Annotated in this window: 12 protein-coding genes; 7 read left to right on the top strand and 5 right to left on the bottom strand. The window is 63.3% G+C overall.

Going from position 1 to position 15,339, the window contains the following annotated elements; translation table 11 throughout:
- Positions 1–319: 319 nt before the first annotated feature.
- From acnA to uraH, 4 genes are all read left to right on the top strand, one after another.
- Complete coding sequence (acnA, locus tag HHL08_RS07645) at positions 320–2,989, top strand: aconitate hydratase AcnA (protein WP_169572043.1); 2,670 nt, start codon at positions 320–322, stop codon at positions 2,987–2,989.
- Positions 2,990–3,161: 172 nt separating this feature from the next.
- A complete protein-coding gene (locus HHL08_RS07640) occupies positions 3,162–3,434 on the top strand; it encodes a CBU_0592 family membrane protein (RefSeq protein WP_169572041.1) in 273 nt (90 codons plus the stop codon).
- A complete protein-coding gene (locus HHL08_RS07635; protein WP_169572039.1) occupies positions 3,412–4,086 on the top strand; it encodes a cyclase family protein in 675 nt (224 codons plus the stop codon). Before HHL08_RS07640 ends, HHL08_RS07635 begins: the two co-directional genes overlap by 23 nt.
- Before the next feature lie 31 nt (positions 4,087–4,117).
- Entirely contained in the window at positions 4,118–4,519 is a 402-nt protein-coding gene (uraH, locus tag HHL08_RS07630; protein WP_169572037.1) for a hydroxyisourate hydrolase, read from the top strand.
- A gap of 12 nt (positions 4,520–4,531) precedes the next feature.
- Here the strand turns inward: uraH and HHL08_RS07625 are convergent, their stop codons facing one another.
- A complete protein-coding gene (locus tag HHL08_RS07625; protein WP_169572035.1) occupies positions 4,532–6,859 on the bottom strand; it encodes a GH92 family glycosyl hydrolase in 2,328 nt (775 codons plus the stop codon).
- 113 nt (positions 6,860–6,972) lie between these two features.
- Between HHL08_RS07625 and HHL08_RS07620 the strand changes: the two genes are divergently transcribed.
- The gene (locus HHL08_RS07620; RefSeq protein WP_169572033.1) at positions 6,973–7,674 is read left to right on the top strand and encodes a glutamine amidotransferase; all 702 of its coding nucleotides are present in this window, start codon (positions 6,973–6,975) and stop codon (positions 7,672–7,674) included.
- Positions 7,675–7,726: 52 nt separating this feature from the next.
- Positions 7,727–9,076 carry a glycoside hydrolase family 27 protein gene (locus HHL08_RS07615; protein WP_169572292.1) on the top strand — a complete coding sequence of 450 codons (1,350 nt, stop codon included), beginning with the start codon at positions 7,727–7,729 and terminating at the stop codon, positions 9,074–9,076.
- A gap of 82 nt (positions 9,077–9,158) precedes the next feature.
- Here the strand turns inward: HHL08_RS07615 and HHL08_RS07610 are convergent, their stop codons facing one another.
- Together HHL08_RS07610 and HHL08_RS07605 are read right to left on the bottom strand one after the other, a co-directional pair.
- Positions 9,159–10,805, bottom strand: coding sequence for a M28 family metallopeptidase (locus tag HHL08_RS07610; RefSeq protein ID WP_169572290.1), 1,647 nt, complete (start codon positions 10,803–10,805; stop codon positions 9,159–9,161).
- Between the two features lie 44 nt (positions 10,806–10,849).
- Positions 10,850–11,506 (bottom strand): glutathione S-transferase, encoded by a 657-nt coding sequence (locus tag HHL08_RS07605; protein WP_169572031.1) that lies wholly within the window; start codon positions 11,504–11,506, stop codon positions 10,850–10,852.
- Positions 11,507–11,633: 127 nt separating this feature from the next.
- Between HHL08_RS07605 and HHL08_RS07600 the strand changes: the two genes are divergently transcribed.
- Positions 11,634–12,857: a polyhydroxyalkanoate depolymerase gene (locus HHL08_RS07600; RefSeq protein WP_169572029.1), complete on the top strand. Its 1,224-nt coding sequence runs from the start codon at positions 11,634–11,636 to the stop codon at positions 12,855–12,857.
- 116 nt (positions 12,858–12,973) lie between these two features.
- Here the strand turns inward: HHL08_RS07600 and HHL08_RS07595 are convergent, their stop codons facing one another.
- On the bottom strand, positions 12,974–13,327 hold the full coding sequence (locus HHL08_RS07595) for a YbaN family protein (protein WP_169572027.1): 354 nt from the start codon (positions 13,325–13,327) through the stop codon (positions 12,974–12,976).
- A 577-nt stretch (positions 13,328–13,904) separates the two neighbouring features.
- On the bottom strand, positions 13,905–15,212 hold the full coding sequence (locus HHL08_RS07590) for a sensor histidine kinase (RefSeq protein ID WP_169572288.1): 1,308 nt from the start codon (positions 15,210–15,212) through the stop codon (positions 13,905–13,907).
- Positions 15,213–15,339 lie beyond the last annotated feature (127 nt).

The following is a 15,339-nucleotide window of genomic DNA, read 5'->3' as shown; positions in this document are numbered from 1 at the left end:
TGATAATATTGCGGATTGATAGCAATTATCCCGTTTTCGATGGGTGCAAAACAGATTTCCATGGGCGTTTCCCCTTTCTGCCCCTGCAACGCTTCAATGTGCGAAACATATCCCTACATAGGGGGCTCAAGCTGCGTCGCCATTTGACTTGAACCCTTCAGATGTTATGGCACCGCAGCATCGGGACATACCGGCTTCGACCAAGGGTTGGGGCGCATCCCTGCCACCTTGCCGGCCGGTTTCTGAATCGCCGTTCGGCGAGCTTCTGGTGGAAAAGCGCCATCCTCTGGCCGGGGCCATGCGAGGAGACGCACATCTTATGACCGCCATCGGACAGGACACCCTCGGCACGCGCGACATGCTGAATGTCGAGGGCAAGGACATTGCCTATTATTCGTTGAAGAAGGCCGCGGCGAAGCTGGGCGACGTGTCGCATTTGCCTTTTTCGATGAAGGTGCTGCTGGAAAATCTGCTCCGCTTCGAAGATGGCGTCACCGTCACGGTGGAAGACATTCAGGCGATCGTCGACTGGCAGCAGGACCGGGGCAAGGCGCAGCGCGAGATCCAGTATCGCCCCGCGCGCGTGCTGTTGCAGGATTTCACCGGCGTCCCCTGCGTGGTCGATCTGGCCGCGATGCGCGACGCGATGAATGCGCTGGGCGCCGACGCCGGCAAGATCAATCCGCAGGTGCCGGTCCACCTCGTCATCGACCATTCGGTCATGGTCGATGAGTTCGGCACGCCCAAGGCGTTCGAGCAGAATGTGGAAATCGAATATCAGCGCAATATGGAGCGCTACGACTTCCTGAAATGGGGCAGCAAATCCCTGGCCAATTTCTACGCCGTGCCGCCAGGCACCGGCATCTGCCATCAGGTCAATCTGGAGAATATCGCGCAGGCCGTGTGGTCGTCGGTCGATGCTGACGGCGTCACCATCGCCTATCCCGACACCTGCGTCGGCACCGACAGCCATACCACGATGGTCAACGGCCTGGGCGTGCTGGGCTGGGGCGTTGGTGGAATCGAGGCGGAAGCGGCGATGCTGGGCCAGCCTGTCTCCATGCTGATCCCCGAAGTCGTGGGATTCAAATTCACTGGTGAGTTGAAGGAAGGTGTGACCGCGACCGACCTGGTGCTCACGGCAACCCAGATGCTGCGTGCGCGCGGCGTTGTCGGCCGCTTCGTCGAATATTTCGGTCCCGGCCTTGCCAGCCTGTCGCTCGCCGATCGCGCGACGCTGGCCAATATGGCGCCCGAATATGGCGCAACCTGCGGCTTTTTCGGCATTGACGACAAGACGTTGGACTATATGCGCCTGACCGGCCGCACCGACGACAATATCGCGCTGGTCGAAGCCTATGCCAAGGAGCAGGGCTTCTGGATCGACCCCGCCATCGAGCCGGTCTTTACCGACACGTTGGAACTGGACCTGGCCACCGTCGTCCCCAGCCTGGCCGGTCCCAAGCGCCCGCAGGATCGCGTATCGCTGCCCGACGTCGATGATGTGTTCAACGCCGATCTGGTCAATACCTACAAGAAGGCGCAGCAGCGTGTGCCCGTAGCCGGCGAGGATTTCGACATTGGCGACGGCGACGTCACCATCGCCGCGATCACCAGCTGCACCAATACGTCGAACCCCAGCGTCATGATCGCGGCCGGCCTGGTCGCCAAGAAGGCGAACGAACTAGGCCTCAAGCCCAAGCCGTGGGTCAAGACGTCGCTGGCACCGGGCAGCCAGGTCGTCACCGACTATTTCAACAAGGCGGGGCTTCAGGAACATCTGGACGCCATCGGCTTCAACCTGGTCGGCTATGGCTGCACCACCTGCATCGGCAACTCCGGCCCGCTGGCGCCCGCTATCAGCGCGGCGATCAACGACAATGGCCTGGTCGCCGCCGCCGTCATTTCCGGCAACCGCAACTTTGAGGGCCGCGTGTCGCCAGACGTGCGCGCCAATTTCCTGGCCAGCCCGCCGCTGGTCGTCGCCTATGCGCTCAAGGGCACGGTGATCGAGGATTTCATCACTACCCCGATCGGCGTCAGCACCGCGGGTAACGACGTCTATCTGAAAGACATCTGGCCGACCAATGACGAAGTCGCCACGACCATGGCCGGCTGCATGGACCGGGCAATGTTCCAGGCGCGCTACGCCAATGTCTATAAGGGCGACGCGCACTGGCAGGCGATCGACGTGACGGGATCGGCTACCTATAGCTGGCGCGCGGGGTCCACCTATGTCGCCAATCCGCCCTATTTCGAGGGGCTGAGCATGACGCCCGCGCCGGTCACCGACATCATCGAAGCCAAGCCGCTGGCGATCTTCGGCGATTCGATCACCACCGACCATATTTCGCCGGCGGGGTCGATCAAGGCGTCCTCGCCCGCGGGCCAATGGCTGAGCGAGCATCAGGTCGCGCAGGCCAATTATAACAGCTATGGTTCGCGTCGCGGCCATCATGAAGTGATGATGCGCGGCACCTTCGCCAATATCCGCATCAAGAATTTGATGCTGGACGGGGTGGAAGGCGGCATGACCCGCTATTCTGGCGAGGTGATGCCGATCTATGACGCGGCGATGAAGCACAAGGCCGACGGCACGCCGCTGGTCGTCATCGGCGGCAAGGAATATGGCACGGGGTCGTCGCGCGACTGGGCGGCCAAGGGCACCAACCTGCTCGGCGTCCGGTCGGTCATCGTGGAAAGCTTCGAGCGTATCCACCGCTCCAACCTGGTCGGCATGGGCGTGCTGCCGCTACAGTTCAAGGATGGCGAGAGCAAGGACACGCATGGCTTCACCGGCGACGAGACATTCACGATCCAGAATGTCGCGGGTTTGAAGCCGCGTCAGGATGTGGACGTGATCGTCAAGCGCGCCGACGGATCGACCTTCACCTTCACCGCGCTGTGCCGGATCGATACGATCAACGAGCTGGAATATTTCCTGAACGGCGGTATCCTGCAATATGTGCTGCGCAAGCTGGCCGCTTGATAGCGGCAGGATTTGACCTAAGAGCTGAGGGTTCCTTCCGCGAGGATGGAGCCCTCATTCTTGATACCGCTGGCGGGCGTGTGCCTGCCTAAGCAGGAGTCCAGTGTCGCTGGATGTGATCTGTCGCCCTAAGGCGCCTGCTTTCGCAGGAGCACCAAAGCCTGGAGTCGCCATGTCTCTCTTCGTCGAAATCATCGGCTGGACCGGCGCGCTGCTGGTGCTGGCGGCCTATGTCGGGGTGTCGACAGGGCGGATGTCGGGCGGGTCGGCGACCTTCCAATGGCTCAACGCGGTCGGCGCGACGCTGTTCGTCGTCAATACATGGTGGCGTGATGCCTTTCCATCGATGGTGCTGAACATCATCTGGAGCGTCGTCGGCTTCGTCACCCTATGGCGCATAGCACGCCGGAGAATTCCCCATCATGACCCGCTTCATCGACCTTAGCCATGCAATCGAACATGGGATGCAGACCTATAAGGGCGTCGCCGTGCCGCATATCTGTGACTATTGGACCCGCGACCAGTCGCGCGCCAACTATGCCGATGGCAGCGCCTTCCAGATGGGGCGGATCGACATGGTGTCGAACACCGGCACCTATCTCGACGCGCCCTTCCATCGGTTCGAGGAGGGCGACGACCTGTCGATGCTGGCGCTGGAGAGGCTCGCGAGCCTGCCCGCCATCGTCGTGCGGCGGCCGTTCGATGCCGTGGGGCTGGCGACCGATGCGGCCGATCTGGACGGGGTGGACGTCGCGGGGCGCGCTGTGCTGGTCCACACCGGTTGGGACCGCCACTGGCGCACGCCGGCCTATTTCGAGGAGCATCCGTTTTTGACGCAGGCGGCGGCGCGGCTCCTGGTCGAGCGCGGCGCGAAATTGGTCGGGATCGACAGCCATAATATCGACGATACGCGGCCCGGCACCGGTCGCCCGGTCCATGCCGAACTACTGGGCGCAGGCGTGCTGATCTGCGAACATATGACCAATATGGGCGCCCTGCCGGAGGACGGCTTCACCTTTACCGCGGTGCCGCCCAAGGTGGTTGGGATGGGGACGTTTCCCGTACGGGCATTTGCCCAAGTCGAAGCCCGGTTGTAACGGTCCGTCCTCCAATATTGAGGATGATGTGATGCTGAAAATTGTCGCTCTGGCCATGGCGGGCCTGTTGACACTGACGCCGGCTGTTGCCTGCGCCGAAACCATATCCACCCATGTTCTCGACCTTGTCCGCGGCGAAGGCGGTGCCGGTCTGCCGGTTACGCTGTCGCGCCGGCAGGCCGATGGCACCTGGAAGATGCTGGCGAGCGCGATGACCGACGACAATGGCCGGGTCCGCGCCTTCGGTGACAATCTCCAAGCGGAAGAAGGGCTTTACCGGCTAAGCTTCGACATGTCGGACATGAGCAAGCCCACGCATTCGGCGTTTTTCCCAGAAATCACCATCGTCTTTCGCGTCGCCGATCCGACTCGCCATGTCCATGTGCCGATCGTTCTCAGCCCCTATGGCTATAGCACCTATAGGGGCAACTGACCGGCGCGCGCGTTAGCGTTTGCCATAACCCGTCATCGAATAGGGCCGCGCCTTCACGCCGGTCGCCCATATCTTGTTCGGGGTCGGCTGCATGGTGAAGCGTAGCTCGCCACCGGCGCGGATTTCCGCGTCGGTGATGACGCTGCGGTCGAGCGGCTGGCCGTTCAGCGTCACAGTGCCGACATAGCGGTTGGCGTCCGACAGGCCGTCGGCCACCATTATGAAGCGCTTGTCGCCCACGCGCATCTCCGCCCGCTCTACGAAGGGGCGGCCGATTGCGTATTCGCCGCTGCCCGGTGCCACCGGATAGAAGCCCAGCGCGGTGAACACCAGCCAGGCGGACATCTGGCCCAGATCGTCGTTACCCGCGAGGCCATTGGGCGTTGGTTTATACTGGCTCTCGACGATCTGCTTCAGCCGTTCCTGCGTGCGCCAGGGTTGCCCCGCATAGCTGTAGAGATAGGCGACATGGTGGCTGGGTTCGTTGCCATGGATATATTGGCCGATCAGGCCGGATATATCCTCGGCATGGCTATAGTCGATCTTGCTGTTGTCATAGTCGAACATGGCGTCGAGTTTGGCGACCGCCTTGGCGTCGCCGCCCAGCAGGCGGAACAGGCCGCCCTGGTCGTGCGGCATGAACCAGCTATATTGCCAGGCATTCCCTTCCGTATAGTCGCTGCCATAGTTGATCGCGGTCGGATCGAACGGGGTGCGGAACGTGCCGTCTGCCTTGCGCGCGCGCAGGAAGCCGGTCTTCGCGTCGAAGCTGTTGCGCCAGTTTGCCGCGCGCTTCTCAAACCGCTGCGCGGTCGCCGCGTCGCCCAATTGCCGCGCCAGCCGGGCGATGGTCCAGTCGTCATAGGCATATTCGACCGTCTTGGATGCCGCTTCCGGCTCCCGGTCGATCGGCACATAGCCCAGCTTCATATAGTCGCTGAGCCCCCCATAGGGGGCATAGTCGGCGCTGGCGACCATCGCCTTGAGCGCGGCGGCGCAGTCGATGCCCTTGATGCCTTTGAGGCAGGCGTCGGCGATCACCGGCACGGCATGATAGCCGATCATCGTCCAGGTTTCCTTGCCCGCAAATTGCCACACGGGCAGGATGCCGAAGGGGTTGGTCTTCTGGCCGGCGATCAGGCTGTTGACGAAATCGGCATTTTTCGCGTCGGGCTGGATCAGGGTCAGCAGCGGATGTTCGGCGCGGAACGTGTCCCATAGCGAGAAGGTGGAGTGCATGGTGAACCCCGACGGGCCATGCACCTGGTCGTCCGGCCCGCGCCAGCGGCCGTCGGCGTCGCCCCAGATGCTGGGCGCCATCAGGCTGTGGTAGAGGGCGGTATAGATATTGATGCGCATCGGGGCGGGAGCGGCGATCTGCACCGCGCCCAATGCGTCGGCCCAGGCGGCGCGGGTCTTGGCTCGGATGGCGTCGAAATCGCCCGGTTCGCTGGAAAGGTTGGCGATCGCGCCATCCTCGTCCACGCCCGACAGCGCGACCTTCACCTCCAATGGTTTGGCGATCCTGCTGAAATCGAGTTGGGCGACGATCGCCCGGCCCGACAGGGAAACGAGCGTTTCAGGACCACGGCCCGGCCCTTTGAAGCCCTTGTAGAGGACATCCTTCTCTGTGGTGACGAACTGGTGGCCGGTCAGCGGCGCCGAAAAGCGGATGGCGAAGAAGAGGCGGCGGGGCGTCGCCCAGCCGCGTATCTCGCGCGATCCGGTAATTGTGCCATCGGGCCGGATGCGGATCGAGGACCAGAGAATCTTGCCGGGATAGTCGTAGATGACGGAGCGGAGGTCGAGGACCAGATGCGCCGCCTTGTCGGCCCGGAAGGCATAGCGGTGGACGCCGATGCGGGTGCCGGCTGTCATTTCCGCACGCACGCCCGGATCGGTCAGGGTGACGGCATAATAGCCGGGCGATGCGACCTCGTCCGCCTTGCGCGAGCGATAGCCGGGCGTGTCGGCTGTGCCTGCCTCTAGCGGCACCGTGTCGCCGCTCACGGGCATCACTAGGAAATCTCCCAGGTCGCTATGCCCCGCACCGGAGAAATGCGTGTGGGAGAAGCCCAGGATGGTCGGGTCTTCATGGCGATAACCCGCCGCCCAATTGTAAGTTTGCCGGGCTGGGCCGACATGGGTGTCGGGGGACAGTTGGACCATGCCGAAGGGCGCAACCGCGCCGGGGAAGGTGTGGCCTTCGCCTGACGTGCCGATAAAGGGATCGACGGCGTCTACCGGGGAGGGCGCGGGCGTATGCGTCTGGGCCGGGAGGGCGGACCCGGCGAGCAGGCTGGCGAGGAGGAGCGGGCGGGCGAGGCGGGTCAGGATCATGGCGTGGGTTAAATCATGGCTGTGGCGCGCGGCCAAGTCGATAGCCGCAATTTTCCCTGCCCAAGAAAGGCTGGGCTGGCGTCGCGCGTCCGCGCTGGTTAGCACAGGGGATCATGAAGAGAGCATTGATCGTCCGACATGTGCCGCGCGAAGGCGCCGCAGGCTATTTGCAGCCGATCGAGGCGGCCGGCTATCATATCGACCGGATCGATGTCGCCAGCCCCGATTTCGCGGGCGTGAACCTGTGCGATCCCGACCTGCTGATCATGATGGGTGGGCCGATGGGGGTGTATGAAACGGACGTCCATCCGTGGATACCGATGCAGATCGACAAGCTGGCCGCGCGGCTGGCGGCCGATCGGCCGACGCTGGGCGTGTGCCTGGGTAGTCAGATGATCGCGGCGGCGCTGGGCGCGCCGGTCTATCCCGGTGGCCATATGGAACTGGGCTTCGCACCGGTCAGCGTGAACGGCGCGGGCGCGGCGTCGCCGCTGCGGCATCTGGTGGATGTGCCGGTGTTGCATTGGCATAGCGACACGTTCGACCTGCCCGACGATGTCGAGTTGTTGGCATCGACGTCCAAATATGCGCATCAAGCGTTCCGGCGCGGGTCAAACCTGCTGGCGTTGCAATTTCATGCCGAGATGGGCGAAGACCCGCGGTTCGAGGATTGGCTGACCCATTTCTGGGCCGATCTGGACGTGGCGCAGCAATGCGGGATCGCGCTGCGGGAGGATCATGGCTTGCACGGCCCGATTGCGGTGGCGGCGGGTCGCGCGATGATCGGCGAATGGCTGGCGGGGATAAGGATCTAGTTGCGGCTTGATCTTGCCGCGGCCTTTCTATTAACTCCGACAAATGAAGAGGATGACATTGGAAACGAGCCGTCGCGATCTGTTCGCGGCCGGCATGGCGGGGATGGCGGCGGTAAGCGTCGCGCGGGCAGTGGGTGCGGCCGAGCCGGGCAAGCCCGTGCTTGCGCCGCGGCCGCCGATGGGATGGAATAGCTGGAACAGCTTCGCCACGACCATCACTGAAGCCCAGGCGCGCGAGACGGCCGCCATCATGGCGGAAAAGCTGCTGCCGTTCGGCTACGACATCTTCACCGTCGATATCCAATGGTATGAGCCGGAAGCGTCGAGCTACACCTATAATGCCAGGCCCAAGCCGGCCATGGATGCTTATGGCCGGATGATCCCGGCACCCAATCGGTTTCCGTCGAGCGCCGGGGGCAAGGGCTTTGCGCCGCTGGCCAAGGTGGTGCATGCGCTTGGCCTGAAGTTCGGTATCCATGTGATGCGCGGTATCCCGCGCGCGGCGGTGGAGGCGAACCTGCCGATCCTGGGGACGCAATATCGCGCAAACGACGTCGCCGATCTGTCGAGCATCTGCTCTTGGAACCCGGATATGTATGGCGTCGACATGACGCGGCCGGGCGCGCAGGCCTATTATGACAGCATCTTCCGCCTCTATGCCGATTGGGGCGTGGATTTCGTCAAAATGGACGATATGAGCCGCCCCTATGACGCCCATGCGCCGGAGATCGAGGCGGCGCACAAGGCGATTATGGCGACGGGGCGGCCGATCATGCTGAGCCTGTCGCCGGGCGAGACGCCGGTGATCCGGGGCGATCATGTCCGCAAATATGCGCAGATGTGGCGTATCTCCGACGATTTCTGGGACGATTGGGCGATGCTGGAGGCGCAGTTCACCCGGCTGGAGAATTGGACACCCTGGCGCGGGCCGGGATCATGGCCGGACGCCGACATGTTGCCGCTGGGACGGCTGGCGCTGGGGGAGCGGGATACGCGCTTCACGCCCGACGAGCAGAAGACGTTGATGACGCTATGGGCGATCGCGCGGTCGCCGCTCATCATGGGCGGCGATTTGCGGCATCTGGACAGCGCGACGCTGGCGCTGCTGACCAATCGCGAGGTGCTGACGGTCAACCAGGCGAGCGAGGGCAATTGCCCGCATTTCGTGGAGGATGGCGTGCGCGTCTGGTCCGCAGTCGCGCAGGGCGGCGAGGATCTCTATGTCGCGCTGTTCAACACCGGCGACAAGGCGCGGGAGGTCGGGATCAGGCTGCGCGATCTGGGGATTAGCGGGCCGGTTGCGGTGCGCGACCTGTGGGCGGGCAAGACGCTGGGGCAACAGGCGGAGCGGGTAAGCGCGGTGCTGCCGCCGCATGGTGCTGCGCTCTATCGACTGAGCTAAAGGCCCGTTCGCTTCAAGTGCAGTCGAGAAGCGGATAGCCCTGCGCCAGCGTTTCTCGACTACGCTCGAAACGAACGGAGATTTACTTCCTTGCCGCTGCGCTCTTGTCGCGGATGGCCTTGAATTCCGAACCGGCTTTCCATTCCGGCCAGCGGGTCGAATTGGCCAGGTCGCGGCCGATGTCGCGCATCAGGTCGATATCCTGGGCCGCGCCGTCCAGTTGCCATTCCGGTCCCCAGGCGTCGCAGGCCTGGTGATAGCATGTGCCGGTATAGGCATCGATCCACGCCTGGCCGGCTGGGCGGCCGCCCTCGACCAGGTCGGATGCGCCCGCCAAGCCCATCATCAGCAGGACGGGCACGCCGCGCTTGGCCATGGAGAAATGGTCGGCGCGGTAGAAGAGGCCGCGTTCAGGGAGGCTTTCCTGCGTGATGACGCGGCCCTGCTTCGCCGCGAATTTTGCCAGGTCATCCTCCAGGCCATTCTGTCCCTTGCCGATCAGAATGACGTCCTTCGCCTTGCCCGCGGTCTGGAGCACGTCGATGGTGAGGTTCGCCACCGTCTTGTCGATCGGATAGACCGGGTTCTGGGCATAATGTTCGGACCCCAGCAGCCCGCGCTCCTCCGCGGTCCAGGCGGCAAAGACGATCGAGCGGTCGGGTGCGGGGGCCGCCTTGAAGGCGCGGGCGATCTCGAACAGGCCAGCCATGCCCAGCGCGTCGTCATTGGCCCCGGCGCGGTAGATGCGGCCCTGCGCATCGGGTGCGCCCTTGCCATAGGCGTCCCAATGCGCGCCATACATCAGGGTTTCGTCCGGGCGCTTGGTGCCGGGGATGCGGGCCAGGACGTTGGCGCTCTGCACCACTTCCTGCGTCACCGGGAAGGCGGCGGAGAAGGTCGCGCCTTTTAGTTCTACCGGCTTGAATCTGGCCGATCGCGCCTGTTTGCGCAGCGCGGCGAGATCGAGGCCCGCACCAGCGAACAGCGTGCGCGCGGCGTCACCCTCGACCCAGCCCTGCACCTGGAGGCTGGTCAGTTTATCGGATGCGCGGACCAGATCGTAATTTTCGCCAGCGGGGCTGGTGACGACGTTCCAGCCATAGCCCGCGCCCGGCGTGTCGTGGACGATCAGCGCGCCGATCGCGCCGCGGCGGGCAGCTTCCTCGAACTTATAGGTCCAGCGGCCATAATAGGTCATGGCCTTGCCGCCGAATTTGCCGAACGAATCTTCGCCCTTGGCCGCCTCGAAATCTGGGTCGTTGATGAGGAAGACGGCGATTTTGCCCTTCAGGTCCACGCCCTTGAAATCATCCCAGCCGCGTTCGGGGGCGGAGACACCATAGCCCACGAACACCAGCGGGGCGTTGGCGACGCCGACCTTGTCCTTGGGCTGGAGAGTGGAGAGATAGACTTGGCGGCCGAAGGTCCAGGGCGCGGACGCACCATTTTGCGCGATCGAGAGCGTTTCAGCCTGGCCAAGGCGGGTGTGGAGCAGCGGCACGGTCTGCACCCACTGGCCGTCCGGGCCGCCGGGTTCCAGACCCAATTGTTCGAAGCGGGCGACGATATAGCCGATCGTCCGTTCCTCCCCCACGGTGCCGGGCGCGCGGCCCTGGAACAGGTCGGAGGCCAGCGTGCGGACCGATTGTTCCAACTGCTTGGGATCGGTCTGGGCATGGAGGGGTAGGGCGGCGGCCAGGCCGAGGGCCAAAGCGAGGATGCGTGTCATCATCCCGCCGGTCTAACCCGCTGCGGCGATGGGCGAAAGGGCGTTCAGAACTCGATTTCGAGTTCGACCATCTCTTCCGGTTCATTGCGCGCATCGTCGATCCATTCGCGCATCAGCGGCCAGCTGTTGATCGTCTGGCAATAGGCGGCGGATGGGGCGGACAGTGGGACGGCATAGGTCAGGAAACGCTGGGCCACCGGTGCGAACATGGCATCGGCGACGGTCGGTTCCTTGCCGAACAGCCAGGGGCCGCCATAGCTGTCCAGACATTCGGCCCAGATCGTTTCGATTCGGTCGATATCGGGCTTTGCTCCGGAAAAGATCGGGAAGCGCGCGTGGCGCACCTTAAGGTTCATCGGCAGGGCGGAGCGCAGATTGGCGAAGCCCGAATGGATTTCCCCCGACACCGACCGGCAATGGGCGCGGGCGATTCGATCGACGGGATACATGCCGACATTGGGATAGAGTTCGTGCAGATATTCCGCGATCGCCAGCGTGTCCCAGACGCTGGCCCCCTCATGCGTCAGGCGAGGCACCAGTACGGAAGGGGACAGGAGCAGCAGTTCGGCGCGGTTTTCGGGATCGTCGAGCGCGATCGTCTTTTCCTCCACCCGCAACCCCGCGATTCGGCACAAAAGCCAGCCGCGTAGCGACCAGGAGGAATAATTCTTGCTGGAAAGAGTGAGTTCCGCGATCGCCATGGCATACCCTCCTGCTTGCGGTCAGCCTCACATTTATGATGATGCGGCGCAACATAAAAAGCATGTATAGCGTTTCATCGGAGTACCGATTCGGTTCGCGGACACAGGACAAGGCTCAAACCTCATCATGCGCATGCTTTACAGTGGTTATCAGGCCTGGAACGACATGCTGGCGCCAGCACGGTTCGGGGCGCAGATCGCACTTGGCATGCGCGACAAGATGGGACCGATGGCCGATTGGGCGATGCCGCGGCGCATGTTCGCGATGATGGACGTGTTCCAGGGCGCGAAGCTGACGCACAAGCGTCCGGCCTATGACATAATGACCGTCACCAGCGGCAATGCGGAAGTGGCGGTGCGCGAGGAAATCGCGCTAGACCTGCCGTTCGGAGACCTGCTGCACTTCGTCAAGGACGATGTCGAGGCGGCCCAGCCCAAGGTGCTGGTCGTCGCGCCGATGTCGGGCCATTTTTCCACCTTGCTGCGCAGCACGGTCGCAACATTGCTGCGCGACCATGACGTCTACATCACCGACTGGAAAAATGCGCGCGATGTGCCGTTGGAGGCCGGGCGCTTCGGCTTTGACGACTATGTCGATTATGTCATCCGCTTCTTCCAGCAGATCGGCCCCGGCGCGCATATGGTGTCGGTATGCCAGCCCTGCGTGCCCGCGCTGGCCGCCGTGGCGCTGATGTCGGAGGACAAGGACAAGGCGACACCGCGATCGATGACGCTGATGGGCGGGCCGATCGACCCCAATGCCGCGCCGACCGTGGTCAACGACCTGGCCAATGAAAAGCCGATCGAATGGTTCGAGGAGAATTTGATCTCCGTGGTGCCGTTCCGTTATCCCGGGCGCGGGCGGGAGGTGTATCCGGGTTTCCTGCAACTGTCGGCGTTCATGGCGATGAACATGGAGCGGCACGGGTCGCAGCATCGCGAATTGTACCAGCTTCTGGCCGACGGCAAGACGGTCGAAGCGGACAAGATCAAGCATTTCTATGAGGAATATTTCGCGGTCCTGGACCTGACCAAGGAATTCTACCTGGAGACGGTCGACCAGGTGTTCCAGCGGACTTTGTTGTCGAAGGGCGAACTGACGGTGCACGGACGCCCGGTCAATCCGGGTGCGATCCGCAACACGGCGCTGCTGACTGTTGAGGGCGAGAAGGATGATGTGTGTGCCGTGGGCCAGACATCCGCCGCCCATGGCCTGTGCACCGGGCTGCGTCCGCATTTGAAGCGCCACCATCTTCAGCCCGGCGTCGGCCATTATGGCGTGTTTTCGGGCAGCAAATGGGAAAAGCAGGTCTATCCGCAGGTGCGGAACATGATCCTGGCGATGAATTGACGGCGCGGCGCAGGGCTGGGCGGCCGGGATAAGGGCTTAATGGCGATGATGCTGCGTGCCGGGCGACTGTCCGACATCTGAGCCACAGGCATCGCTGTCGCTTCGCCGCTGTCTGTTTACCTTTCCGGCCGGGTCCAGATCCAGCTGCCGCCGATCAGCGCGGCGGCAACGGGGATGAGGAACCAGGGGAAGGGCGAAAAGATCAGCGCGAGGGCGACGCTGAAAGCGAAGGCGGCCAGCGCTGCCTTCTTGCCCCGGCGGCTGATCGCGCCACGTTCCCGCCAGCGCCGAATATGCGGGCCGAAATGCTTGTGGTCGAGCAGCTTTGCTTCCAGCCGGGGGCTGGAGCGGGCGAAGCAGAAGGCCGCGAGGATCATGAAGGGGACGGTGGGAAGCAGCGGCAGAAATGCGCCGATCGTGCCTAGGCCGATCGAGAGGAATCCTGCGATAAGATAGAAATGCCGCCGCATGATGCTCCTGTCGGGGCGAAGCGGGATGGTCGATCTTCGCTGCTATTGCTTCGCAGCTGCGGGGTTGGATGGCAAGTTGGATGTGGTCGGTGGTTGGAGAAGGGCGGGGATGGGTGGGAAGGGGACTGTCGGCTTTTGGGCGAGATTCATGTATAGTCGCCGTGAGAATGACGCAGGGTACATCGGCATGTTTATTGTAGAAGATGAGTTGCATGCCGAACAGATTGGCGAGTTTAGCAGCAAAGCCGAGGCGATGGACGAATTGCAGCGATTGGCCAAACTTCCTTGGAATGAAGCGCCTAACGTGTGTCCATGCACCAATTGGCGAACCTGTGGCCGAAGCTATCACCTGATCGAATACGATACCTCATCGACGCCTTGGAGGCAGATGAGTAACCTTCCTGTCCTAGAGGTGTCAGCGACACGAACCTCTTGGCTTCCTCAAGACGGGGCATGAACGTCTGTTATTGGACGCTGCCGTTCCGTCTCTGAGCGACGAAAAATGGTCGCTCCAAGACATTCCCATGTAACTGCGGCAGCAGAGGAGTCCGTGTTCAGACGGCAGTGCCACGCCGAATCACGCCGCTGGCAGGCGTAGCCGCACCAGCAGCCCGCCTAGATCCTCGCTTTCCTCCAGCGCCACGGTGCCGCCATAGATTTCCGCGACGTCGCGGACGATGGCGAGGCCGAGGCCGGTGCCGGGCTTGCCGGAATCGAGACGGACGCCGCGGTCGAAGATGCGGACCCGTTCGGTTTCGGGGATGCCCATGCCGTCATCCTCCACCAATATTTCCACCATGCCGCCCGCACGCGCGACCACGGTGGCGAAGACGCTGCCGCCACCATATTTGGCCGCATTTTCGATCAGGTTGCCGAGCATTTCGTCGAGATCCTGGCGTTCGACGCGGACCGCGGCTTGCCTGTCGCCGTCCATGTCGACGCGGGCTTCGGGATAGAGGCGCTGGACGGCGCGTTCGACCGCGGTGAGGCTGACCCAGACGTCCGCCCGGCTCTGCGCCGCGCCGCGTCGGCCGACGGCGCGGGCGCGGGCAAGATGATGGTCGACCTGCCGGCGCATCGTCGTCGCTTCGCGGATCACGGCGTCGCCCAGGTCCGGGGCCTTGGCCGTCGCCGCGTTCATGATGACCGTCAGCGGCGTCTTTAGCGCATGGGCGAGATTGCCCGCATGGGTGCGCGCTTCCTCCGCCTGCCGCTCATTATGGGCGAGCAGGGCGTTCAATTCCTCGACCATGGGCAGCACTTCGGCGGGCATGGGTTCGGTGACGCGGCTCTTGTGGCCGTCGCGCATACGGATGATCTCCAGCCGCACCTTGCGCAGCGGACGCAGGCCATAGATGGTCTGGAGGCTCGCCAGCACGAAAAGGCCAAGCGCCAGCAGCGCGAAGCTTTTGAACAAAGTGGAACGCAGCGTCTTGATCTGCGCGTCCAGCCCTTCGCGTGCCTGGCCGACCATGAACAGCCAGCGCGTGTTGGAGCCGGGCAGGACGACGGTGCGCTCCATCACGCGCAGATCCTCGCCAGGGAATTGCTTGCTGTCATAGGTGTGGAGGTGGCGATCATGATGTTCCGCCGGCACCTTGAGCGCGCGGTCCCAGAGCGAGCGGGAGCGCCAGTCCTCATGCCCCTTGGCGCTGACCTGATAATAAAGGCCGCTATTGGGTTCGAGGAAGCGCTGGTCGGCCAGTTCGCGATTGAACAGGACTTCGCCGTCCGGGGCGATTTCCGACGCCGCGATCATGGCGGTCAGGACATAGTTCATGCCGTCGTCGAAATTGCGCGTGATGGCGTCGCTCAGCACCCGGTCCAGCGCCACGCCGCCGCCGATCAGCAGCACGCTGATCCACAAAGCGGCGATGCCGATCATCCGCCGGCTGATGGAGCCGGTGGAGCGGACAGGGGGAGGAGAGGCGGGATCGGTCATATTTTCAGACTGTTCCCATATCCGTTCGCCCTGAGCTTGTCGAAGGGCCACCCTTCTTAAGAAAGTGCAG

This window comes from Sphingobium psychrophilum (genome assembly GCF_012927105.1).
GTDB lineage: Bacteria > Pseudomonadota > Alphaproteobacteria > Sphingomonadales > Sphingomonadaceae > Sphingobium > Sphingobium psychrophilum.
Note: the sequence above shows the minus strand (reverse complement) of the source record. Positions and strands in the feature narration are given on the sequence as shown.